Below are 22,377 nucleotides of genomic sequence, written 5' to 3'. Positions count from 1 at the left end.
CGCCGTCCGCCGCCCAGGTTTGATCACGTTAAGTGTGCCTAGACCTGCTTAACCAGGGGTCTACGCCTCGAGAAGCAGGCCTACGCCCACATAACGTGATCAACAACCAGGGCGCCCGGCCTCTAGATGAAGATGGCCGGGTCGGCCCAGACGTCGTAGGGGTCGGTGTGCGGGACGTCGGACGACGGCTGCCGCACCTGCCCGGGGACGCCGACCACGACCGCACCGGGCGGGACGTCCTTGACCACCACCGCGTTGGCGCCGATCTGCGCCCCCGCCCCGATCACCACTGGGCCAAGCACGCGCGCGCCGGCCCCGATGGTCACGCCGTCCTCGACCGTGGGGTGCCGCTTGACCCGCTCCATCGACCGGCCGCCCAGCGTGACGCCGTGGTAGAGCATCACGTCGTCGCCGACCTCGGCGGTCTCGCCGATCACCACGCCCATCGCGTGGTCGATGAAGAACCGTCGGCCGATGGTGGCGCCGGGATCGATCTCGACGCCGGTGATCGACCGGTTCAGCTGGGACAGCACCCGGGCGGACAGCTTCAGCCCAGGGCGCTGCCACATGCGATGGGCCAGGCGGTGAATCCAGACGGCGTGCAGCCCGGGGTAGCAGAGCAGCAGCTCGAGCCGGCCGCGCGACGCGGGATCGCGTCGCGCGGCCGTGTCGAGGTCTTCGACCAGGCGCTCGCGGACGGCGGCCAGACCCGTTGCCAGCGAAGGGTTCGGGAAGGACGTCGGGGTGCGGCGCACGTGCATCAGCAGCCGATCAGTCGAGCAGGTCGCTGTAGAGGATCGTCGAGAGGTAGCGCTCGCCGAAGCTCGGGATGATGACCACGATCGTCTTGCCGGCGTTCTCCGGACGTTGCGCGACGTCCACCGCGGCCTTGAGCGCGGCGCCGGACGACAGGCCGACCAGCAGGCCCTCCTCCGCAGCCGCGCGGCGGGCCCAGATGACCGCGGTCTCGGCGTTGACGTCGATGACCTCGTCGTAGATGCCGGTGTCCAGGATCTCCGGAACGAAGTTCGCGCCGATGCCCTGGATCTGTGCGGCCCAGGGGGTCCGCCGTTCAGGATCGCGGACTCCTCCGGCTCGACGGCGATCATCTGCACGCCGGGCTTCCTCTCCTTGAGCACCTGTCCGACGCCGGTGATGGTGCCACCGGTGCCGATCCCGGCCACGACGATGTCGACGGCGCCGTCGGTGTCGTCCCAATCTCCACCGCGGTCGTCTTGCGGTGGATGGCCGGGTTGGCCTCGTTGGCGAACTGGCGGGCCAGGACGGCGCCGCGGTCCTTGGCGATCTCGTCGGCCTTGTTGACGGCGCCTTTCATGCCCTCTGACCCCGGGGTAAGCACCAGCTCAGCCCCGAACGCGCGCAGCAGCGCGCGGCGCTCCTTGCTCATCGTCTCGGGCATGGTCAGCACGACCTCGTAGCCGCGGGCGGCACCGACCATCGCGAGCGCGATGCCGGTGTTGCCGCTGGTCGCCTCGACGATGGTGCCGCCGGGCTTGAGCTCGCCGGACTCCTCGGCGGCGTCGATGATCGAGACGCCGATCCGGTCCTTGACGCTGTTCGCCGGGTTGTAGAACTCGAGCTTGGCCAGGACGGTCGCCCCCGCGCCGTCCGTGATGCGGTTCAGACGTACCAGCGGCGTGTTGCCGATCAGTGTGGTGACGTCGTCGTAGATGCGGCTCACGGTGCAGCTCACCTCAGGTTCTGGGCGCGAAGGGACGCCGGGGGTGACGTCCCGTCAACAGGGAACACCGCTCAGCGGCTCGCGTCATCCCTTGGACGCCACCTGTCCACATTCCGAGACGGCCGATCTCGCCGGCGGTGCGGGCGCGCGAGGTGCGGCTACGGCCGGATCTCCCCGGACCCGCGCGGGACGAGCTCCGGGCTGAGCACGATGTGCTGGGACGCAGAGTGGTCGCCGTCGATGCGGGCGAAGAGCAGTCGGGTCACCTCGATGCCAATCTGGGCGACGTTCTGCCGGATCACCGTCAGCGGTGGGTCGACGATGTCGGCCAGCGGGAAGTCGTCGAAGCCGACCAGCGCGATGCTTCCCGCCAGGCCACGCTGGCGCAGAGCCCGGATCGCACCGATGGCCAAGGCGTTGCGCGCTGCGAAGATCGCCGTCGGCGGTAGGTCCGAGTCGACCAGCTGCAGGGTCGCCTCGATGGCCGCGACGTCCGACCGCAGGGCCATCACGACATGCTCGCGTGACGGCTGCAGGTCGGCGGCCCGCATCGCCTGGTGGTACCCGGTGAGCCGGTCGGCGGCCGTCTGGATCCTGGGGAGGTCGCCGAGCAGCGCGATGCGCTCGTGGCCGTGGGCCAGCAGGTGGTCCACCGCCATCCTGGACCCGAGGATGTTGTCCACCGTCACCGAGTCGGCGTCCAGCCCGTGCGGACGCCGGTCCACGAAGACGACCGGAAGACCACTGCGCACGTCGTCCACGAGGTAGTCCTGGCGCTGGGTGGCCGGCATCAGAAGCAGGCCGTCGACCCGGCGGCGGACCAGGCTCTCGACCAGGCCGCGCTCACGCTCGGGCTCCTCGTCGAGGCTCGAGGCGAACAGGAGCATGTCCCGGCTGTGCGCGGCGTCCTCCAGGCTGCGCAGCAGCGAGGCGCTGAAGCTGTTGCTGACGTCCTGCAGCAGGGCGCCGACCATGGCGCTGCGGGCGTTCGTGCGCCGCAGGTTGCTCGCCGCCAGGTTGTGCCGGTACCCGAGCTGGCGCACGGCCTTCTCCACGCGCGCGGTCACCTCAGGCGAGACGCTCGCCTCGCGGTTGACCACCCGAGACACCGTCTTGAGGCTCACGCCCGCCAGCGCGGCGACTTCGCGCATGGTCGCCCGGGGTCTTGGCGCCCCTGATGACAACGGTGTCACGATCACACCTGCTTTCACGGCGAACCATTGACTTTCTCGGCTACTCGGACTACACACTATGTTTGACATCGTTGTCAAGCAGTAGTTCCGCCAAGAGAGGGACACCCTGACCATGACTCGCATGAATCTCAGTAGCCCGTCCGTACGCCGGGCCATCGCCATCACCGCGGCCTGCGTCACGGTGGCGGGCCTCGCGGCCTGCGGCCGCGGCGACGACTCGGGCTCGAGCTCGAGCTCCGGCGGCGAGAAGGCCGTCGGCGTCAGCCTCATCACGAAGGACTCCACCAACCCGTTCTTCGTCGCCATGCAGAAGGGCGCGAAGGAGGACGCCGCGAAGAACAACGTCAAGCTGACCGTCGCCTCCGGCAAGCAGGAGGGTGACGACGCCGGCCAGATCACCGCGATCGAGGACGCCATCGCGCGCGGCGACAAGGGCATCCTGATCACGCCGATGAGCACGGGCGTCAACGGCGCGATCAAGAAGGCCCGCGACGCCGGCCTGTACGTGATCGCGCTGGACACCCCGCCCGACCCGGCAGACACGGTGGACATCACGTTCGCCACCGACAACCGCGAAGCGGGCAAGCTCGACGGGCAGTGGGCAGCGGTGACCCTCGCCGGCAAGCCCGCCACGATCGCCCTGCTGGACCTGTTCGACGACAAGATCGTCTCGGTGGACTACAACCGCGACCAGGGCTTCCTCGAGGGCATGGGCATCCCGGTCAACGACCCCAAGAAGAACGGGGACGAGGCCAAGACCGGCAAGTACACCGGCGGTCAGGGCGGCGACTACACGATCGTCTGCAACGAGGCGGGTCAGGGCGCCGAGGACGGCGGGCGCACCGCCATGGAGAAGTGCCTCGCCAAGAACCCCAACATCAACCTGGTCTACACGATCAACGAGCCGACGGCCGTGGGCGCCAACGGCGCGCTGAAGGCAGCCGGCAAGACCGCCACCATCGTCTCGGTCGACGGCGGCTGCGCCGGCGTCGCGAGCGTCAAGAGCGGGGTCATCGGTGCGACGGCCCAGCAGTACCCGCTGAAGATGGCCACGCTGGGCATGGAGGCCGTCGCCAAGATCGCCCGCGGCGGTGAGAAGCCGAGCACGACGTCCGGCCTCGACTTCTACAACACCGGCGTCGCGCTGATCACCGACAAGCCCGCCGAGGGCGTGAAGAGCATCACCTCGGACGAGGGCCTGAACATTTGCTGGGGCAACTGATCATGAGTCAGACAGTTGAGTCTGCTGCCGCCGAGTTCGCTCGGCGGCAGCACTCCCCACTCCAGAAGGTGCAGCACCAGCTGCACTCCAGACCCTGGCTGAGTCCGTTGTTCCTGCTGCTCGTGGCGTTCATCGCCTTCTTCATCGCGACACCGACGTTCCTGACCGCCACCTCGATGGGCATCCTGCTGCAGCAGACCGCGGTCGTGGCCTGCCTCGCGGTGGGGCAGACCATCATCATCCTCACCGCAGGCATCGACCTGTCGGTCGGCGCCATCATGGTGCTGTCGATGATGGTCATGGCCACCCTGGCCAAGGACGGCGGCATGCCTGGCGTGATCGCGCTGGTGATCGGCATCGCGTTCGCCACGGCGGCCGGGGCCCTCAACGGCTTCCTGGTCACCCGGGTCAACCTGCCGCCGTTCATCGTCACGCTGGGCACGCTCAGCATCTTCACGGCGATCGCGCTGCTGTACTCCGGCGGCTCGAGCATCCAGGCCGAGCACCTGCCGCGGATCCTGAACATCCTCGGCGAGGGGTTCTCGATCGGTGACTTCCGGCTGACCTGGGGCATCGTCGTCGTGGTGATCGTGTACATCGTGATGGGCTTCGTGCTGGCCCAGACCGCCTGGGGCCGCTACGTGTACGCCGTGGGTGACGACCCCGAGTCGGCTCGCCTGTCCGGTGTGCCGAGCAAGCGCATCCTGCTCGGCGTGTACACGGTCGCCGGCCTGATCTACGGCATCGCGGCCTGGGTGCTCATCGGGCGGGCCGGCGCAGCGACGCCGAACGCCGTCCCGGACGCCAACCTGCAGAGCATCACCGCTGTGGTCATCGGCGGCACGAGCCTGTTCGGCGGTCGCGGTCGGCTGATCGGCACGGCCATCGGCGCGCTCATCGTCCAGACGCTGCAGTTCGGGCTGTCCCAGATGGGCGTCGACCAGCAGTGGCGCGTCCTCGCGACCGGCGTCCTGGTCATTGTCGCCGTCGCCGTCGACCAGTGGATCAGAAAGGTCAAGGCATGAGCACCTCGGAGCTGGACGTCGCCTACGGCGGGGTGCCCGCCGGCAAGGAGAGCATCTACAGCCAGCAGCCCGTGCTCTCGTCCCGCAAGCTCGTCATCACCTTCGGTCGCGTCGTCGGCCTCGACGGGGTCGACATGGACCTGTACCCCGGCGAGATCCTCGCGGTCATCGGTGACAACGGCGCCGGGAAGTCGACGCTGATCAAGTGCCTGACCGGGGCCTACATCCCGGACTCCGGCGTGATCACGATGAACGGCCAGGTTGTCAACTTCCGCAAGCCTCAGGACGCTCGCGAGGCCGGCATCGAGACGGTCTACCAGCAGCTCGCCGTCATCCCCGCGCTGGACATCGCCAGCAACCTCTACCTGGCCCGCGAGGTGCGCCGGCCCGGCCCGTTGGGCTCGGTACTGCGGATGCTCGACAAGAAGGGGATGGAGCGACGTGCCGGCGAGGCCGTCCAGGGTCTGGGGATCGAGACGATCCAGAACATGACCCAGGCCGTCGAGACGTTGTCCGGCGGCCAGCGCCAGGCGGTCGCCGTCGCCCGCGCGGCGGCGTTCGGCAGCAAGGTCGTCGTCCTCGACGAGCCGACCGCCGCGCTCGGTGTCAAGGAGTCGGCCGCCGTCCTGGACATGATCAAGCAGCTGCGCGAGAAGGGACTGTCGATCATCTTCATCTCGCACAACATGCCGCACGTGTGGGAGGTCGCGGACCGCATCCACATCCAGCGGCTGGGCGGCCGCGCCGGAGTCGTCACCCCGCAGACGCACGACATGGGTGAGGGCGTGGCGATCATGACCGGCGCCAAGAAGCTGGAGGACGCCCCGTGACCGCAGGGAGCGCGACGGCCGAACGCATCGTCGTCGGCTACATCCCGAGCCCCCAGGGGATCGCGGCCTTCGAGCGGGCCAAACGCGAGTCGCTCCTGCGCAGCGCTCCGCTGGTGGTCGTCAACACCGGGCACCACGGCAACTACTCGGATGCGGCATTCGCCACGGCCGAGGACCTGGACGCCATCGACACCGAGCTCACCAGCGCGGGGATCGAGCACGACGTCCAGCAGCCGACCGCCGGACGGGACGCGGCGGAGGAGATCCTGCGGGTCGCCGCCGAGCAGCATGCGACGCTCATCGTGATCGGTATCCGGTACCGCACGCAGGTCGGCAAGCTGCTGCTGGGCAGCACCGCGCAGGCGGTGCTGCTCGAGGCGACCTGCCCGGTGCTCGCGGTGAAGGGGACCCGGCCGGCCTGACCGTCGCGGCGAAACCAGAGAAGTGGGGCACCCAGGTCGATCCGGGTGCCCCACTTCTCTGGTCCGGGCGGACGACGCAGCGGCTACGCTTCGATCCGGGAGGCGATCATGATCAAGGGCCGCACCAGGCTCGCCGCGGCAGGCGGGATGCTGGCCGCCGTCGCCCTGCTCGCCGCCTGCGGCAGCGACAACACCGGCACGAAGCCGTCGGCGGGCAGCACCCCGACGTCCAGCAGCACGGAGGACCCGTCGATGAGCAGCACCGGTGTCGAACAGATGGCCGCGTCCGTGGTGGGCATGTCCGAGGACGACGCGCTGAAGGCGATCAGTGACGCCGGGCTCACCTCGAGGGTCGTCGCCCGGGACGGCGAGGAGTTCCCGGTGACCATGGACCTGCAGCCCGACCGCATCAACCTCACGATCGACGACGCGAAGGTCACCAAGGCCACCGTCGGCTGAGCCGCCCGGAATGCCGCAACTGGTGCCGGTGCCTCGAGGGCACCGACACCGGCCGGGTCTGTGGGGGACGAGCGCTCGGCTCAGGCCCCGGTCAGGCGCTGCATCGCCAGCTGGACGACGGAGATCAGTGCCTGCTTGGTCGCCGCCCGGGTGCGGGCGTCGGTGTACAGCATCGGCACGTGCGCCGGCACGGCGAGCGCCTCGCGGACGTCGTCGAGCTGGTGGCGGGCCACGCCGTCGAAGCAGTTGACTGCGACGACGAACGGGATTTGCCGGGCCTCGAAGTAGTCCACGGCCGGGAAGCACTGGTCGAGCCGGTCGGTGTCGACGAGCACGACGGCGCCGATGGCGCCCTTCACCAGGTCGTCCCACATGAAGAGGAAGCGATCCTGGCCGGGCGTGCCGAACAGGTAGAGCCACAGGTTGCCCGGCAGCGAGATGCGGCCGAAGTCCATGGCGACGGTGGTCGAGGTCTTGCGGTCCGACACCAGGCCGGCGTCGTCGACGCCGATCGAGTGCTCGGTCATCGCGGCTTCGGTGCGAAGCGGCTCGATGTCCGACAGGGAACCGATGAAGGTCGTCTTGCCGACGGAGAACCCGCCCGCGACGACGATCTTGACGACGGTGGGGGGAGCGTCGGGGGTACCCGCCGCAGAGGCTGCGCCCGGGGCTCCCGCGGGCGTGCCCTGAGGGGCGACGTCAGAGCGAGGAAATGCCATTGAGAACACTCTCCAGGACGCTGAGGCTGGTTGCCGGGGCTGAGGATGCGGTGAAGGCGCCGGTTCCGTGGATTCGGATGTTGCCGGAGGCTGCCAGGTCGCTCACGAGAACGCGCATGATGCCGACTGGCAGTTTGACGTGGGCCGAGAGCTCGGCCACGGACAGGTACTGGTCGCGGGTCAGTTCGAGGATTTTGCGACGCTCGGGCGTCAGACCGACGTCCTCGTGGCCACGAAGGGACTGGACGAGAGCCTCGACGGGCAGGTGCTCGTTCGTCGTCGTCCGCGTGCGGCCGCCGGTGACGGCGTACGGGCGGACGGCGTAGGTCTCCTCGTCCGCCTCGTCCTCCGTCACGTCAGACGGGTAGTCGAGGGGGTCCACCGGGATCACCCCCCTGCCACGGCCCGCAGCGCGCCGGCGACGGGGAGGCGCGAGCGCATCTCCGACACGAGCTGCGGGGTGAGCGTGGCCTCGGTGCGACTGACCAGCAGCGCCATCTCGTAGCCGATGAGGCCGACGTCGCAGGTGGCGTCTGCCATCACCGACAGCACGGAGCCGTCACTGATGCTCATGGTGAATAGGAACAGCGTGTCCATCTCGACAATGGACTGCCGAACCTCACCGCAGCGCAGCTGGCGAGCCGCCCCGCGGGTGAGGCTGGACATGCCCGACACGATCGCTGCCAGCTGGTCACCGCTGGTGCGGTCGAGATCGTCTGACATGGCCATCAGAAGCCCGTCGGCGGACACGACGAGCGTGTGCCGCACGCCGGGCACGCTCTTCACGAAGTTGTCGAGAAGCCAGCTGAAGTTGGCTGCCTCGGTGCTCATCGTCGTCACGGTGGTGGTCCTCCGTCTGCATTGCGCTGGTGTTGCTTGCTGGTTGATCGGACAGGGTGGTGCTGGTCTTGAGCGCTTCACGGGCAAGTGCACCCGCTAGCAGGAACCCAGAATCAGGCGTCTGCGTCTTCGGTCGCGGTCGTGGTCTGGCCGTTGGTCGCCGGAGACGTACGGCCACGCTCGACACCGGCTCGGAAGCCGCTGAGCATGGTGCGGACGTCAGCCGCGTTGCGACCTCCTCGGCGGGCGCCGAGCGGCTCCTCAATCGCCGGCTTGGAGGCCATCTGGCCCGCCTCCGTGGCCAGCGGGGTACGCCGGGTCAGGGCCGCCGGGGCACTGGCCTCAACTGCCTGGGGGCTGTACGTGGACAGCGCAGACAGCTCGGACAGGGCCTCGGACGCCATCGCCGAGCGCTCGCGCAGGTTGGCTGCGGCCGCCAGAGCGGGCACGCCAGGTGCGAACGCGGGCTCGACCGGGACCTGCGGCTCGGCCGGCTCCGGGGCGAACAGCGAGGACGGCGCGAGGGCCGGCTCCTCCTGCTGCACCGGTGCCGGGGCGAACAGCGAGCTCGGTGCGGCCACCGGCTCCACGGGCTCGGCCACCGCAGTGGTCGGGACCGCAGCGACCGGGACGACCGGCTCGGCGGGCATCGGCTGGCGGGCCGCCGGGATCGGCGACGGCGCGGGCCATGACTGGGCGACGGGCGGCTGTGCCGGGACCGGGCGAGGCGCCGCAGCCGGCTTTGCCGCACGGCGACCCAGCCGGGCCCGTCCGCCACGAGCGGGCAGGATGTCCATCGCGGGGACGCCGATCGGCGGCAGCGCGGGGACGACCGGGACCTGCTCGGTGGGCGCCTCGGCAGCATCGTGCACCGCGTCGTCACCGGCCTGGCGGGCCTCGCGGGCCAGCTCGGACAGTGTCGAACGGGCGTCCGGCACGGACTCGACGGCCACCGGCTCGAAGGCCTGCTCGGCGACCGGCTCCACCTCTGAGTCGGCCTCGAACTCAGCCTCGAACTCGGGCGCGAAGTCGGGCTCGAAGTCGGGCTCGAGCTGCGGCACGACCTGCAGCTGGGCCACCTCGGGCTCGAGCTGGGCGACGGGCTCCTCGACGAGCTCGGCCACCTCGGCGACCGGCTCGAAGGCCTCGACCGACTCGACCGGGGCGTCCTCGACGACCTCGACCGACTCGACCTCGACCGACTCGACCTCGACCGACTCGTCCTCGACTGACTCGACCTCGTCCTCGGCGGACACGTGGTCCGGGACCCAGTCGGAGTGCGACTCGGGCACCCAACCGGCGTCCAGAGGGCCCGGCAGGGCAGGCACCTCGACCGACTCGGCCACGGGAGCCGGAGCCTCGACCTCGGCGACCAGCGCCTCGACCTCGGCGACCGGAGCCTCACGGGTCGGCAGGGCCGGCGTGGCCTCCTCGATCACCGGGACGAAGGCGGGCGAGCTGCCGTCGTCCAGCGGGGTGTCCAGCGTGGGGAACCCGGTCGGCGCGGCGGTGGCCTCGACGGAGTCGTCCACCGCACGACGCGAGCGGAAGCTGTTGAACATGCCCGGACGCGGGGCAGGCGCTGCGGCAGGCAGCTCAGCCGGGGTGTCCAGGTCGTCCGAAGTCTCGCGGGCGTGACGCTTGGGCAGCAGCCCACCGTCCCCGGCCGGCTCGACCAGAGCCTCCGGCGCGGACTGGGCGGGCACCCGCGGCTCGACCCGTGCCTGGTCGGCGGCTGCGGCCGGGACGGCCTCGGCCTGACCACGGCGCGGCAGGTCACCGGTGGAGTCCGGGGACGGCACGACCGGGACGTCGAGGCCAGTGGCCTCGGCGACCGGGACGCTCGGCAGCGACGGCAGGGACGGGGCGGGCAGCGACGGCGCCGAGGCGAGCGAGCTGTCCGAGGCGTTCGAGGAAGCGGCCTCGATGGCCGGCAGCTCGACGTAGTCGTTGTCGGCGACGGCGAGGTCGGAGAACGACCCCGGCACGAACAGCGCCGGCGGCAGGTCGATGGTGACGACCGTGCCCTGGGTCCGACCCGGGCGCAGTGCGACGGTGGCGTCCAGGCGGCGGGCCAGGCGGCCGACCACGTAGAAGCCGAGGCGCTGCGAGCCGACGACGTCGGTCACGGGCGGGTTGGCGATGCGCTGGTTGGCGTCGGTGATCTCGTCCCAGGTCATGCCCAGGCCGAGGTCGGTGATCGTGATGCGGACGCCGGCGCTGCTGAACGCGGTCGCGGTGATCACCCGGGTGTCCGGGTTGGAGAACTGGGTGGCGTTCTCCAGCAGCTCGGCGATCATGTGGGCGGTGGTCAGCGCGACGTGGCCGACCAGCGCCGGGTCCGCCTGCAGCGCGAGGTCGACGCGGTCGTACCGCTCGATCTCCGACACGGCGGTTCGGATCACGTCGGACAGCGGCATCGAGCGACGCAGGCGACGACCGCTGTCCAGACCCGCGAGCACGATCAGGGACTCGGCGTTCCGACGCATCCGGGTCGCGAGGTGGTCGAGGCGGAACAGGTTGTCCAGCGTGTCCGGGTTCTCCTCGGTGCGCTCCAGCTGGTCGATGAAGGACAGCTGGCGCGAGAGCAGGACGTGGTTGCGGCGCGCGACGTTGACGAACATCTCGGCGATCGAGGCGCGCAGTGCTGCCTGCTCCTCGGCCACCCGAACGGTCGTCTCGTTGACGTTCCGGAAGGCCAGGGCCAGGCGGCCCACCTCGTCGTTGCTCTGCACGTCGATCTCGGGCAGCTGGACGCCGGGGCCCTCACCCGGGGTCGCCATCCGCTCGACCATCTTCGGCAGCTCTTCGGCGAGCTCACCGGCGGTGACGGTCAGGCGACGCAGCGGCCGGGTCATCGCGCGGGCCAGGTACAGACCCAGGACGACGACGAAGGCGACGACGATGAAGCTGATGCTGAGCAGCACCACGGCGGTGCGGCGAGCGTCCGCGGCTGACGAGCGTGCGTCCTGCGCGGTCTGTGCGGCAAGCGGCTGTAGGAGCGACTGGATCGAGGTGACCCGCTCGCCGGCGTTCTTGATCCAGTCGTGCTGGGTGGTCACGGTCGGGGTGCCGCCGAGGCTGCTCATGATGTCGTTGCGCTCGGTGTTGAAGGCGGCCCGGGCGTCGATCGGCTGGTACAGCGCGGCATCCATCGCGGACGCCAGCTTCGAGTTCGCGTTCAGTCGGAACTGGGAGATCTGGTCGCTCTGCGCGGACTGCAGGATCGACAGCTGCACGGCGCTCTGGGTGTCGATGCCCTTGGCGGCCACGGCGACCGCGCCGAGCTCGGCCTCCTGGCTGGCGTACTCGGCGAGGTTGGCGAGGTTGGTGTAGGCGGCGAGGCTGCGACCGATCCGGCGGTCGCTCAGCGAGTCACCGATGCGAGCGGGCAGCGCGGCGTCGAGCGCGATCATGCCGTCGTACTTGGCGGCGATCTGGTCCGGCTGACCGTGGCCGCTGACGACGTCGGCGCGCACGGACGGCAGCTGCATGTGCCCGCCCTCGGATGCGGCGACGGCCTGGATGGCCTCCTGCGAGAGCGAGCTGAGGCTCAGGCTCTGTACGAAGGCGCGGGTCTCCATGACGGCCTTGTCGGTGCCGGCCTGGGCACCCTTCAGCTGCTTGATCTGCTCAGGCGTCGCAGTGCCGGCGGAGACCTGCACGGCGAGCGTGCGCTCCTGGTGCAGGCGCAGGATCAGGCTGCCGAGTGCGCTTCCGCCATTGGCGAGCTTCTCGACCTTCGCCGCCTGGGCAGCGCGGGTGAAACCCTGGGCAGAGATCACGGTGGCGCCGATGATCAGAACCACGATAGGTAGTGCCAGGACCGCAAGGAGCTTGGTCCTGATACCTCGGTTACGCAGCATGGTGCCCTTCCCTCTGTCGCCGGTCCATGACCCTTCGGCGCCGAGCGAGGCGACATTGACCTCAGCCGCACCGGCAGTCACCCGTTCGGCCTAAGGACGGCGTGTCCGGTGGGCCCGGCGAGCGTGGATCGGTAACCGCGCGGGCTTGGCATACTGCGCTGGTGCTTGATCGAGTGGTGGTTCTGGCGGGCGGCGGCGCGCGCCGGATGGGCAGCGACAAGCTGTCGGTGGAGCTGGCCGGCGTCCGGCTGCTGGACCGCCTACTCGAGGGCCTGGCCCGGTTGGCCCCCGACGTCCCGGTCGTCGCGGTCGGCCCCACCCGGCCGACGTCCGTGCCAGTGCACTGGGTCCGTGAGCGGCCGGCCGGTGGCGGTCCGGTCGCTGCCCTGGCCTGTGCGCTGGACGACCTGTCCGAGTCCGCGCTGGTCGCGGTGCTGGCCGGTGACCAGCCGTTCGCCGCCTCCGCGGTGCCACTGCTGCTGTCGCGGCTGACCCCCGAGGTGGTCGGCGTGGTCGCAGTGGATGCCGCCGGGGTGCGCCAGCCGTTGCTCGGGCTCTACCGGGTGGGCGCGCTGCAGGAGGCGCTCACCGCCGACGGGGCTGGCGCGCGCGGACGCTCGATGCGGTCCCTGCTGTCCGGGCTGACCCTCGCCGAGGTGGACGTGCCCGCGCCGTGCACGCTGGACGTCGACACCCCTGACGATCTGGCCGCCGCGCTGAGATGGGTCGGGCAGTCCTAGGGTCGGGGCATGCGCGCGATCACGATGAGCGGCCCAGGCGGTCCCGAGGTGCTGAGGATCGGCGAGGTGCCGGACGCCGTCGCCGGTCAGGGTGAGGTGCTGGTCCGGGTGGCGGCAGCGGGGGTGAACCGGGCCGACCTCATGCAGCGGCAGGGTCACTACCCACCACCGCCGGGCGCCTCGGAGTACCTGGGACTGGAGTGCAGCGGCACGATCGCCGCCCTCGGTCCCGGGGTGAGCGGCTGGGAGGTCGGCGCGCCGGTCTGTGCCGTGCTGGCCGGTGGCGGGTACGCCGAGCAGGTAGCGGTGCCTATCGGGCAGCTGCTGCCCGCGCCGTCCGGGATTCCGCTGGTGGACGCGGCGGCGCTGCCCGAGGTGACGTGCACAGTGTGGAGCAACGTCTTCATGACGGCGTCCTTGCAACCCGATGAGCTGCTGCTCGTGCACGGCGGGTCCAGCGGGATCGGCACGATGGCCATTCAGCTGGCCCGCGAGGTCGGTGCCCGGATCGCGGTCACCGCCGGGTCCGCGGACAAGCTGGAGCGGTGCCGCGAGCTGGGTGCGGACGTGCTGGTCAACTACCGCGAGCAGGACTTCGTCGAGGTGGTGCGGGCAGCGACCGAGGGCCGCGGCGCCGACGTGATCCTGGACAACATGGGCGCCAAGTACCTGGCCCGCAACCTCGAGGTGCTGGCGGTGAACGGCCGGCAGGTGAGTATCGGCATGCAGGGCGGCACCAAGGCCGAGCTCGACCTCGGGCTGTTGATGCGCAAGCGGGCCGCGATCATCGCCACGTCCCTGCGGGCCCGGCCGGTCGCCGAGAAGGCCGCGATCGTGGCGGCCGTGCGCGAGCACGTGTGGCCGCTGATCGAAGCCGGTCGGGTCCGGCCGGTCATCGACACCGTGCTGCCGCTGGCGGACGCGGCCCGGGCACACCAGGTGTTGGACGGCTCGCAGCACATCGGGAAGGTGCTGCTCACCGTCTGAGCTCGTTTGACGTGGTCCCGGCCGACCCCATGACCCTTTAGGAGTTGACCCAGCCCTGCATACCCGGTATACCTGCTGTTCAGCAGAGTAATACTCGGTATACACAAGGGGCATCATGTCGATCCGGCAAGGGCTGCTGGCACTACTCGCGCAGCAGCCGATGTACGGCGCACAGCTGCGCTCGGAGTTCGAGGGCCGCACCGGTGGCACCTGGCCGCTGAACGTCGGGCAGGTCTACACCACTCTCAGCCGGCTCGAGCGTGACGGACTCGTCGAAGCCGCAGGACGGCCGGACGACGAGGGCCGGATCACGTACCGACTGACCCCTGAGGGCAGCGAGACGGTCCGCCGCTGGTGGCTCACCCCGGTCGACCGCGAGGAGCACCCACGCGACGAGCTGGCCATCAAGCTCGCGCTCGCTGTCACCGTGCCCGGCGTCGACGTCCCGGCCGTCGTGCAGTCCCAGCGGACCCAGACGATGCGCTCGCTGCGCGACCTGACCCGGCTCAAGCAGCAGGCCACCGAGCGGGACGACCTCGCCTGGCTGCTGGTGCTGGACAACCTGGTCTTCAGCGCGGAGGCCGAGGTGCGCTGGCTGGACCACGTCGAGGCCCGGCTGCTCCGCCGCGCCAACGATCCCGCCCCCACCGCGAACCACGCCCGCACCGCGAATCACGCCCGCACCCCCGCCGCGACCCCCGCCGCACGGGAGCACGAGAAGGAGGCCCGGCGATGACCGCCACCCAGGGCATCAGCCGCCCAGCAGGAACCACGGACGCCGCGGTGCTGGAGCTGCGCGATGTGTCGCGGGTGCACGGCGCCGGCGACACCGCGGTGCACGCCCTGCGCGAGGTCAGCCTCACCGTCCGGCCGGGCGAGCTCGTCGCAGTGATGGGCCCGAGCGGATCCGGCAAGTCGACGCTGCTGAGCCTGGCCGGTGGGCTGGACACCCCGACGTCCGGGGAGGTCTACGTCGAGCGCCAGCCGCTGTCCCAGCTCAAGCGCGGCGAGATCGCAGCGCTGCGCCGACGCAGCCTCGGCTACGTCTTCCAGGACCTCAACCTGATCCCCGCGCTGACCGCCGTCGAGAACGTGATGCTGCCGCTCGAGCTGGACGGCGTCCGGTCGGGGCAGGCGCGTCGGCAGGCCCAGGCGGCGCTGGACGAGGTCGGCGTCGGCGACCTCGCCGACCGGTTCCCCGACGAGATGTCCGGCGGGCAACAGCAGCGCACCGCGATCGCGCGAGCCCTGGTCGGCGACCGCCGGCTCGTGCTGGCGGACGAGCCGACCGGCGCGCTGGACTCCGAGACCGGCGAGGCCGTGCTGCGGGTGCTGCGCGGCCGGGTGGACGCGGGTGCGGCCGGTCTGCTGGTCACCCACGAGGCCCGGCATGCCGCCTGGGCGGACCGCGTGGTGTTCCTGCGCGACGGGGTCGTGGTGGACTCCACCGGCGACGCCCCCGAGGCCGAGGTCCTGCTGCGGGAGGGCCCCGCGTGAGCCTGACCGCCTGGCGCCCAGCGCTGCGAATGGCCCGACGAGAATCTGGTGCGCAACAAGGGACGCAACGCCCTGGTGGCCGTGATGGTCGGCCTCCCGGTGCTCGCCGTGTCCACGTTCGCCACCGTCTACGAGACCAACGCGATCAGCCCGGTCGAGGGTCTCGACCAGCAGCTCGGGCAGACCCAGGCGCTGGTGAACCCCGCCCAGCGCGAGCCGATCGACCAGGAGCCGGACGGCAACTGGCAGCCTGCGCGCGGATCGACCTCGGGCTCACCCGACAGCAAGGACGAGACGGCGGCCGTCGCCGACAAGGCGGCCGAGGACACCGACTGGACGCCGCAGCAGGTGCGGGGCGCCGTCGGTGCCGACCTGATCGACATCACCTCGGGCTCCAGCTCGGCGGTGACCGCGCGCGGACGCACCCATGTGCGCATCGTCGGCGTCGACGGCGCCGACAAGGCGCTGACCGGGCTCGTCGACCTGCGCTCAGGGCGGTTGCCGCGCAACGACTCCGAGGTGCTCGTCTCGCCATGGTTGGCCGGCCACGGCTTCCCGATCGGTCACAACCTCGAAGTCACCCAGGGCGTCCAGGGTTCTGGGGCGGCGTCCAGCACCGGGCGGGTCGTGGGTGTGGCCGTGATGCCGTCGGTGTTCGACAACGCCCTGGTCGTGGCCCGGCCCTCGTCACCGGTCGCCGCGCTCGCCGCGGGTGAGCAGACCCAGCACACCTACCTCGTGCCGGGGCCGAAACCCGTGACCTGGCAACGGGTTCGCGAGCTGAACCAGCTCGGCCTGGCCATCACGTCCCGCTCGGTCATCCAGAACCCGCCGGCCAACTGGGAGGACACCCTCAGCGATCCCGGCGCGTTCGCCAGCTTCAACGGCTCGGACGCGGCCACCCGCGCCGTGCTGTTCCTGGTGGTCTTCTCCATCGTGCTCGAGGTCATCCTGCTCGCCGGCCCGGCGTTCGCCGTCGGGGTGCGCCGCTCGAGACGCCAGCTGGCCCTCGTCGCAGCTACCGGCGGCACCGCCCGAGACGTCCGCCGCGTGGTGCTCGCCCAGGCCCTGACCACCGGCGCCCTGGCGGCCGTTCTCGGTGCGGCACTGGGCATTCCGCTCGCCGCATTGATCGTCGCGCTGATCCCGCACTTCCTGCCGGAGACGGTGCTCGGCCCGTTCGACGTGGCCTGGGTCGCGCTGTTGGTTGCGACAGCGCTCGGGGCGGTCGCCGCACTGACCGCCGCCTACTTCCCGGCCCGGGCGGCCGCTCGCCAGAACGTCGTCGCCGTGCTGGCCGGGCGGCGAGGGCAGGTCGGTTCCCGACCCGGACTGCCCGTGCTGGGCGGCGTGCTGCTGGGCGTCGGTGCCGCCGTCGCGCTGGTGCGCGGCACCCGGCAGGGTGGCGAGCTCTGGGTCGCGGCGGGCACGCTCACGATGGTGCTGGGGGCCATCGCGCTGATGCCCGCCCTCGTGGGCGGCGTCGGCCGCCTGGGCCGGCGCCTGCCGCTGCCGCTGCGGCTGGCCACCCGGGACAGCGCCCGCCAACGCAGCCGGACCGCCCCCGCGGTGGCGGCGGTGATGGCTGCGGTCGCCGGGGTGACCGCCCTCGCGATCGGCGCCAGCAGCGACTTCGCGCAGAGCCGGCGCGACTACCAGCCCCGGCTGCCGGCGGGCGTGACGACTGTCCAGGCCAGCGACATGGACGCCGCTTGGTGGGACGCCGCCGACGCCACCACCCAGGCCCTGGCGCCCGGACGCGCGCTGCTCGCGACCGGCACCCTGGGTGGGTCGACCAGCGACCCGATGTCGACACCCGACGTGTACGTCGCGCCTCCGGGATGCCCCACGACACCGCCGGTGTCCGAGACGGCCGACGAGAAGTGCGTCAGCTGGATGACTGCGGGGCTGAAGCGCCCGACAGCCGGCTACAGCGCGCAGTCCAGCCTGGTCGCCAACCAGACGGGACTGGAGGCGCTCGGCTACCAGCTCGACGACGAGCAGCGCGCGGTGCTGGCCCGCGGTGGCGTGCTGGTGCCGTCCGCCGCGCTGGTGGACGACTCCGGCCACGCGCGGCTGGTCACGTTCGTCAGTGACTACTCGGGCAGCAAGCCGAAGGTGGCCGAGCTGCAGACACGTCGGGTGCTGGCCGCGCCGATCGACCCGTTGCTCACCTCCGGCGGGATGCCCAACCTGACCGGCGCCATCCTCACCCCGAAGGCCGCCGAGACGCTGAAGCTGCCGTGGGCGCAGAACGGGGCGGTGCTCTCGCCGTCCGCCATCGCGCTGAGCCGGGACGCGCAGGACAAGCTGCAGGAGACCCTGCTCGGGTCCGCCCAGTACGCCGACGTGTACACCGAACGCGGCTTCGACGAGAGCTTCGCGCTGCCGCTGGTCGGGCTGGTCATCATCGCCGCGCTCGCGGTCCTGGTCGGCACGCTGACCGCGACCGGCCTGGCCCTGGTGGACGGACGACCGGATGCCGCCACGCTGGCTGCGATCGGAGCCCGGCCGCGCACCCGACGCACCATGGCGTCGGCCCAGGCGGTGGTCATCGGGCTGCTGGGAAGCCTGGCTGGGATCGCGGTGGGGCTGGTTCCCGGGATCGCGGTCGCCTGGCCGCTGACAGCGCAGCACAACGGCCCGGACGGGATGAGTGTCTGGGGGAGCCCGATCATCCGCATCCCGTGGTTGATGCTGGCGCTGATCGGGATCGGGGTGCCGCTGCTGGCCGCGGCGGCGGCCGGCCTCGGCGTGCGGTCCCGGTTGCCACTCACCCGGCGGCTGGGGCAGTAGTCAGGGCAGGATGGGGGGATGAGCGAGGAAGACCCGGACCGCATCGTCGTGGTGACCCAGGACGGTATGGGCGTCGCACCCACCAACGGCGACCAGGACGACGACGAGGACGGCGAGCGGAACCCGGCCGAGCTGGTCGAGCAGCCGGCCAAGGTGATGCGGATCGGCAGCATGATCAAGCAGCTGCTGGAGGAGGTCCGCAGCGCGCCGCTGGACGAGGCCGGCCGCGGCCGACTGGCCGCGATCCATGAGCGTTCGCTGCACGAGCTGGAGCAGGGGCTGGCCCCGGAGCTGGTCGAGGAGCTGCGCCGGATCACGTTGCCTTTCGACAACAACCAGACGCCGTCGGACGCAGAGCTGCGGATCGCGCAGGCCCAGCTGGTCGGCTGGCTGGAGGGCCTGTTCCACGGCATCCAGACTGCGCTGATGGCCCAGCAGATGGCCGCCCGGGCGCAGCTGGAGGAGATGCGCCGCGCGCTGCCGCCGGGCTCGCTGCCGCCCGAGGGCCTGCCGGGGATGCCGCACCCGGGGGCGCCCCAGCCACCGCACCCGCCGACGTCCCCGCAGCAGGGCACCGGGCAGTACCTCTAACCGGGGTCGGCCGTTGGCTGCGGGTCGCCGTAACTCCAGGAGCACCCACTCGTTAGGCAGTGCAGACGCGGGGTCGGCCGTCCTCCCGCAACGCTGACCCCGTGTCGCTCAGTGCGCGAGCAGAGCCTCCAGCACCTGCGCCACGCCGTCCTCGGTGACGGGCGGCGCGACGAGCTCGGCGACCGCGAGGACGTCGGCGTGCCCACCACGCATCGCGTACCCACGGCCCGCCCACGCCAGCATGTCCAGGTCGTTCGGCATGTCCCCGAACGCCACGACGTCCGCCGGGTCGATGCCGTGCTCGGCTGCCAGGTCCGCCAGCGCCGACGCCTTGCCGACGCCCAGCGCGGAGATCTCCAGCAGGCAGTCCCGCGGGTTCGAGTGGGTCGGCGCGGCGATCCCGTCCAGTGCCGGGATCGCCCGCGCCAGCATGTCGTCAGCCAGCCGGGACTCGCTGCGGCACAACAGCTTGAGCAGCCCGGGGTCGTCGGCGAGCAGCTGACCCAGATCGCCCTCGGGGAACGGCCGGAACCGGACGGCGTCGTCCCAGTGCGGCTGGAAGCCGGGCTCGAGCCGGAACCCGGCCAGCGTCTCGACAGCGAACTGGGCGTCCGGCATGGCCTCGCGCAGCAGAGCCGCCACCCGGACAGCCACCTCGGGCGACAGTGTGCGCGCCGCGAGCACTTGTTCGGCCGCCAGGTCGTAGACGACGGCTCCGTTGCCGCACAAGGCAACTCCGCGGTGGCCGGTCTGGTCGACGACCTCGGCCATCCACCGCATCGGCCGACCGGTCACGTAGACGACCAGCAGTCCGGCGTCCAGGCAGGCCTGCAGCGCTGCGACCGTGCGCTCGCTGACCGTGCCGTCCGCCCGGACGATGGTGCCGTCCAGGTCGGTCGCCACCATCCGCATGCGCTCATCCTGCCCCATGCTCGACGTCGGCCACCTCGCGCAGGTCGGTGACCTCGTAGGCCGTCGCCGCCACCGCCGAGCGCGCCTGGCAGGTGAGTAGCTCGGCCGCCCGGGTCGTCCGCCGCACCGTGGCGCTGACCCGCGCGGGCACCCCGTCTTGCGGCCGTCCGGCCAGCTCGACCGACCACGCCCCACCGTTCGGGTCGCTCAGCACCGGCCCGAGCTGCTCGGACCGGAAGGCGCGGGCACCGCATGGCCCCCAGCGCTGCATGGCCGCCACCACCGCGGCCTGCACGATCGGCGGCTCGGTGGACAGCCCGCGCAGGAACTCGACCTCGACCTGGCCGCGCAGGTGACCCTGCACGGTCCGCACCGCGGACGGCGGGTCGAGATAGCCGTAGTAGGCGCCGTCCGGCAGCAGCACCACGTTGGCGGCGAACCGGTCACCACCGACGTGCGAGCATTCCCACGTCCAGTCCGGCCAGTGCTCCGCCAGCGCCGCGGCCACCGGTCGCCCACGTAGCGCGCAGCAGGTGTCGTGTCGGCCGTGGGTGCAGACCAGCAGCACCGGCTCGGTCGCCGGGTGGGTCACCCCGGACGGCGCCCGCTCGGGGTCCAGCGCCATGGCCGCAGCCAGCAGGTCGCCGTCCGCGCGCCACGTTCCCCAGACCGACGGCGCGCCGGAGGCGTGGTCGATCACGGCCCAGGCCCTGGGTTCGTCCGCCCGGTCCGGAGCCGCCTGACCGGCCCGACCTGGACGGCGCACCAGCAGGATGCGGGCACCGGCCGCGCCGGCGGAGGCGCGCAGGGTGGACTGAACGCCAAGGTCGATGCCGGACGACGCGAGGGCGTCCGTGGCCCAAGGCCCCGGATGCTCGATCAACAGCCATCTGCGGGCCGGCGCCGCCGTCCCGACCAGCGGATCATCGCGCTCGCGGGCCGTATCGGCGCAGCGGAACGGGCCGTTCATCCCGGTGCAGCGACCGGTACCAGGACGCCGGCCAGGACCAGTCGCCGGGTCAGGTCCGCCGCCAGGTGGTCGAGGCGGCCGGTCGTCAGCAGCGTGCGGACGTCCGCCACGTCCTCGGGGTCGAGCCCGACCTCGCCGGCCCGGCTGCGCAGTACCAGCCCGTCGCCGTCCGAGACGACATCGCCGAGCAGGTGCGCGCGCAAGGCCAGCTCCGGCCACAGGACGCCGTCCGCGAGGCCCGCGGCAGCCTCGACCTGGGCGATCGGACCGACGGGCGCGGCGCGCTGGGAACGCTTGCGCCGCAACGCTTGTCGCTCGGCCACCGGCGCGAGCGGCAGGTCCCGGACGACGTCCAGCAGGCGCGCCCGGACGAGCTCGAGGTCGCCCACCAACGACGCTGGGACCGACGCCGAGCCGGCCAACGCCGAGCCGGCCGAGGCCGAGCCGATCGGCAGCGAGCGGCGAAGCTCCGAGTCCTCGCTCAGGTTCTGCAGCGCAGCGGCCAGCACGTCTTCGGCGAGCGCGTACCGGGTCCAGGCGTGCACGCCGAGGGTCAGGTGGGTGCTGACCGCACCCAGTGCGGTCGCCGCGTGCAGGTACCCGCGGGGCAGGTAGAGGCAGTCGCCGGGACGGAGCACCACGTCCAGCAGCGGCTCGGTCTCGGCTGCGGCGGCGACGGCCGCACGGCGGTCGGTCCAGGGCTGGTCGGGCAGCGGCGACTCGTGCACCGGCGGGTGGATCCGCCAGCGCTTCTCACCCGCGACCTGGACCACGAAGACGTCGTGCACGTCGTAGTGGTCGTCGAAGCCCCGCGACTGCGGTGGGGTGACGTAGGCGTTGGCCTGCACCGGGTGGCCGAGCTCTTCGGCCAGCTGCTGGCAGAACGCGACCAGCGGCGGCCAGGTGCGGTGCAGGCCCTGCAGCACCAGCGTCGCTCCGTCCGCGAACAGCGCGAGCAGCTTGTCGTCGCTGACCTGGTCGCCGATGGCTGCGCCCAGACCACCGCCTGCGGTGAAGGCGCGGTCGGGCAGCGTCGAGCCGTTCTTGGCGACCCGCAGGAACGGCGTGCGCAGGCCGCGGGTGGACACCAGCTCGTCGACGACCGCCGCGCTGAACAGGTCGTGCACGTCGCCGGGCAGGTCGCCCGCCGGGCTGAACCAGGCCAGGCGTCCCCAGACCTCGTGGGAGAAGGTCTCGATGTCGGTGGAGACGAGTCGGGGCAGCGCTCGGAGCCCGCCCGTGATGGCGGGCTCCGTCGCCGTCCGGACCGGAATCACTCAGGCGCCGCTGTCCGCACCACCATCCGCGCCACCGTCCGCGCCACCGTCCGCTCCACCATCGGCGCCACCGTCCGCGCCACCGTCCGCGCCACCGTCCGCGCCGCCGTCCGCTCCGCCGTCGGCGCCGCCGTCCGCTCCGCCGTCGGCGCCGCCGTCGTGCTGACCGGGAACTCCGCCGGCTCCGCCGTCGGCCGGGCCCTCCGTGTTCGGGTCCACAGTGCTTTCGCTCATGGGTTGCCTCCAGGTGCTCGCGCGGCGGGTGTCCGCCACCAACCGACCGCACCGGGCGGTGAGGTCGGGTCCATACCTAGTGCTCGCCGTCCGAC

21 protein-coding genes and 1 pseudogene are annotated in these 22,377 nt (G+C 71.6%); 11 read left to right on the top strand and 11 right to left on the bottom strand.

From position 1 onward, the window contains the following. Positions 1-122: 122 nt before the first annotated feature. The 3 genes and pseudogenes from epsC to ACPPVT_RS00590 form a co-directional block, all read right to left on the bottom strand. Complete coding sequence (epsC, locus tag ACPPVT_RS00600) at positions 123-761, bottom strand: serine O-acetyltransferase EpsC (protein WP_426564471.1); 639 nt, start codon at positions 759-761, stop codon at positions 123-125. 124 nt (positions 762-885) lie between these two features. After that, a pseudogene (locus tag ACPPVT_RS00595) lies at positions 886-1,702 on the bottom strand (PLP-dependent cysteine synthase family protein); the annotation flags it as partial. A 158-nt stretch (positions 1,703-1,860) separates the two neighbouring features. Then, the gene (locus ACPPVT_RS00590) at positions 1,861-2,826 is read right to left on the bottom strand and encodes a LacI family DNA-binding transcriptional regulator (protein WP_426564469.1); all 966 of its coding nucleotides are present in this window, start codon (positions 2,824-2,826) and stop codon (positions 1,861-1,863) included. A gap of 190 nt (positions 2,827-3,016) precedes the next feature. Between ACPPVT_RS00590 and ACPPVT_RS00585 the strand changes: the two genes are divergently transcribed. The 5 genes from ACPPVT_RS00585 to ACPPVT_RS00565 are packed head-to-tail and all read left to right on the top strand — an operon-like array spanning position 3,017 to position 6,853. Further along, positions 3,017-4,117 (top strand): substrate-binding domain-containing protein, encoded by a 1,101-nt coding sequence (locus tag ACPPVT_RS00585; protein WP_426564467.1) that lies wholly within the window; start codon positions 3,017-3,019, stop codon positions 4,115-4,117. A gap of 2 nt (positions 4,118-4,119) precedes the next feature. After that, positions 4,120-5,142: an ABC transporter permease gene (locus ACPPVT_RS00580; protein ID WP_426564465.1), complete on the top strand. Its 1,023-nt coding sequence runs from the start codon at positions 4,120-4,122 to the stop codon at positions 5,140-5,142. After that, positions 5,139-5,972 (top strand): ATP-binding cassette domain-containing protein, encoded by an 834-nt coding sequence (locus ACPPVT_RS00575; protein WP_426564463.1) that lies wholly within the window; start codon positions 5,139-5,141, stop codon positions 5,970-5,972. Before ACPPVT_RS00580 ends, ACPPVT_RS00575 begins: the two co-directional genes overlap by 4 nt. Further along, positions 5,969-6,394 carry a universal stress protein gene (locus ACPPVT_RS00570; RefSeq protein ID WP_426564461.1) on the top strand — a complete coding sequence of 142 codons (426 nt, stop codon included), beginning with the start codon at positions 5,969-5,971 and terminating at the stop codon, positions 6,392-6,394. Before ACPPVT_RS00575 ends, ACPPVT_RS00570 begins: the two co-directional genes overlap by 4 nt. A 45-nt stretch (positions 6,395-6,439) precedes the next feature. Then, positions 6,440-6,853 (top strand): hypothetical protein, encoded by a 414-nt coding sequence (locus ACPPVT_RS00565; RefSeq protein ID WP_426564459.1) that lies wholly within the window; start codon positions 6,440-6,442, stop codon positions 6,851-6,853. Positions 6,854-6,933: 80 nt separating this feature from the next. Here the strand turns inward: ACPPVT_RS00565 and ACPPVT_RS00560 are convergent, their stop codons facing one another. From ACPPVT_RS00560 to ACPPVT_RS00545, 4 genes are all read right to left on the bottom strand, one after another. Next, positions 6,934-7,572, bottom strand: coding sequence for a GTP-binding protein (locus ACPPVT_RS00560; protein ID WP_426564457.1), 639 nt, complete (start codon positions 7,570-7,572; stop codon positions 6,934-6,936). Further along, the gene (locus tag ACPPVT_RS00555) at positions 7,553-7,927 is read right to left on the bottom strand and encodes a DUF742 domain-containing protein (protein WP_426564455.1); all 375 of its coding nucleotides are present in this window, start codon (positions 7,925-7,927) and stop codon (positions 7,553-7,555) included. Before ACPPVT_RS00555 ends, ACPPVT_RS00560 begins: the two co-directional genes overlap by 20 nt. A 32-nt stretch (positions 7,928-7,959) precedes the next feature. Next, the gene (locus tag ACPPVT_RS00550; protein ID WP_426564453.1) at positions 7,960-8,412 is read right to left on the bottom strand and encodes a roadblock/LC7 domain-containing protein; all 453 of its coding nucleotides are present in this window, start codon (positions 8,410-8,412) and stop codon (positions 7,960-7,962) included. A 113-nt stretch (positions 8,413-8,525) separates the two neighbouring features. Further along, the gene (locus ACPPVT_RS00545) at positions 8,526-12,221 is read right to left on the bottom strand and encodes a nitrate- and nitrite sensing domain-containing protein (protein WP_426564451.1); all 3,696 of its coding nucleotides are present in this window, start codon (positions 12,219-12,221) and stop codon (positions 8,526-8,528) included. Positions 12,222-12,439: 218 nt separating this feature from the next. Here ACPPVT_RS00545 and mobA point away from each other — a divergent pair, with 218 nt between their 5' ends. The 6 genes from mobA (at position 12,440) to ACPPVT_RS00515 (ending at position 18,889) form a co-directional block, all read left to right on the top strand. Continuing rightward, a complete protein-coding gene (mobA, locus tag ACPPVT_RS00540; RefSeq protein ID WP_426564449.1) occupies positions 12,440-13,018 on the top strand; it encodes a molybdenum cofactor guanylyltransferase in 579 nt (192 codons plus the stop codon). Positions 13,019-13,027: 9 nt separating this feature from the next. Further along, positions 13,028-14,005: an NAD(P)H-quinone oxidoreductase gene (locus ACPPVT_RS00535; protein ID WP_426564447.1), complete on the top strand. Its 978-nt coding sequence runs from the start codon at positions 13,028-13,030 to the stop codon at positions 14,003-14,005. 115 nt (positions 14,006-14,120) lie between these two features. Then, positions 14,121-14,741 (top strand): PadR family transcriptional regulator, encoded by a 621-nt coding sequence (locus tag ACPPVT_RS00530; protein ID WP_426564445.1) that lies wholly within the window; start codon positions 14,121-14,123, stop codon positions 14,739-14,741. Next, positions 14,738-15,502 carry an ABC transporter ATP-binding protein gene (locus ACPPVT_RS00525; RefSeq protein WP_426564443.1) on the top strand — a complete coding sequence of 255 codons (765 nt, stop codon included), beginning with the start codon at positions 14,738-14,740 and terminating at the stop codon, positions 15,500-15,502. The genes ACPPVT_RS00530 and ACPPVT_RS00525 overlap by 4 nt, the downstream gene beginning before the upstream one ends. Positions 15,503-15,550: 48 nt before the next feature. Next, the gene (locus tag ACPPVT_RS00520) at positions 15,551-18,298 is read left to right on the top strand and encodes an FtsX-like permease family protein (protein ID WP_426564442.1); all 2,748 of its coding nucleotides are present in this window, start codon (positions 15,551-15,553) and stop codon (positions 18,296-18,298) included. Between the two features lie 18 nt (positions 18,299-18,316). Beyond that, complete coding sequence (locus ACPPVT_RS00515; protein ID WP_426564440.1) at positions 18,317-18,889, top strand: bacterial proteasome activator family protein; 573 nt, start codon at positions 18,317-18,319, stop codon at positions 18,887-18,889. A gap of 108 nt (positions 18,890-18,997) precedes the next feature. Here the strand turns inward: ACPPVT_RS00515 and ACPPVT_RS00510 are convergent, their stop codons facing one another. From ACPPVT_RS00510 to ACPPVT_RS00495, 4 genes are read right to left on the bottom strand one after another with little or no spacing between them, the layout of a single operon-like run. Beyond that, the gene (locus ACPPVT_RS00510; RefSeq protein ID WP_426564438.1) at positions 18,998-19,801 is read right to left on the bottom strand and encodes an HAD family hydrolase; all 804 of its coding nucleotides are present in this window, start codon (positions 19,799-19,801) and stop codon (positions 18,998-19,000) included. Between the two features lie 4 nt (positions 19,802-19,805). Next, on the bottom strand, positions 19,806-20,771 hold the full coding sequence (locus ACPPVT_RS00505) for a sucrase ferredoxin (protein WP_426564436.1): 966 nt from the start codon (positions 20,769-20,771) through the stop codon (positions 19,806-19,808). Then, entirely contained in the window at positions 20,768-22,048 is a 1,281-nt protein-coding gene (locus tag ACPPVT_RS00500; RefSeq protein ID WP_426564434.1) for a cupin domain-containing protein, read from the bottom strand. The genes ACPPVT_RS00505 and ACPPVT_RS00500 overlap by 4 nt, the downstream gene beginning before the upstream one ends. After that, entirely contained in the window at positions 22,049-22,282 is a 234-nt protein-coding gene (locus tag ACPPVT_RS00495) for a hypothetical protein (RefSeq protein WP_426564432.1), read from the bottom strand. Positions 22,283-22,377 lie beyond the last annotated feature (95 nt).

This window comes from Angustibacter sp. McL0619, assembly GCF_049994355.1.
Lineage (GTDB): Bacteria > Actinomycetota > Actinomycetes > Actinomycetales > Angustibacteraceae > Angustibacter.
The sequence above is the reverse complement of the archived record's forward strand: the minus strand, read 5'-3'. Positions and strand labels throughout refer to the sequence as shown.

Bases quoted from the DNA above. Each gene is read 5' to 3' on its own strand.
- epsC (WP_426564471.1), bottom strand. From the start codon at position 761: ATGCACGTGCGCCGCACCCCGACGTCCTTCCCGAACCCTTCGCTGGCA.
- ACPPVT_RS00585 (WP_426564467.1), top strand. From the start codon at position 3,017: ATGAATCTCAGTAGCCCGTCCGTACGCCGGGCCATCGCCATCACCGCG.
- ACPPVT_RS00580 (WP_426564465.1), top strand. From the start codon at position 4,120: ATGAGTCAGACAGTTGAGTCTGCTGCCGCCGAGTTCGCTCGGCGGCAG.
- ACPPVT_RS00575 (WP_426564463.1), top strand. From the start codon at position 5,139: ATGAGCACCTCGGAGCTGGACGTCGCCTACGGCGGGGTGCCCGCCGGC.
- ACPPVT_RS00560 (WP_426564457.1), bottom strand. From the start codon at position 7,572: ATGGCATTTCCTCGCTCTGACGTCGCCCCTCAGGGCACGCCCGCGGGA.
- ACPPVT_RS00535 (WP_426564447.1), top strand. From the start codon at position 13,028: ATGCGCGCGATCACGATGAGCGGCCCAGGCGGTCCCGAGGTGCTGAGG.
- ACPPVT_RS00530 (WP_426564445.1), top strand. From the start codon at position 14,121: ATGTCGATCCGGCAAGGGCTGCTGGCACTACTCGCGCAGCAGCCGATG.
- ACPPVT_RS00525 (WP_426564443.1), top strand. From the start codon at position 14,738: ATGACCGCCACCCAGGGCATCAGCCGCCCAGCAGGAACCACGGACGCC.
- ACPPVT_RS00515 (WP_426564440.1), top strand. From the start codon at position 18,317: ATGAGCGAGGAAGACCCGGACCGCATCGTCGTGGTGACCCAGGACGGT.
- ACPPVT_RS00510 (WP_426564438.1), bottom strand. From the start codon at position 19,801: ATGCGGATGGTGGCGACCGACCTGGACGGCACCATCGTCCGGGCGGAC.
- ACPPVT_RS00505 (WP_426564436.1), bottom strand. From the start codon at position 20,771: ATGAACGGCCCGTTCCGCTGCGCCGATACGGCCCGCGAGCGCGATGAT.
- ACPPVT_RS00495 (WP_426564432.1), bottom strand. From the start codon at position 22,282: ATGAGCGAAAGCACTGTGGACCCGAACACGGAGGGCCCGGCCGACGGC.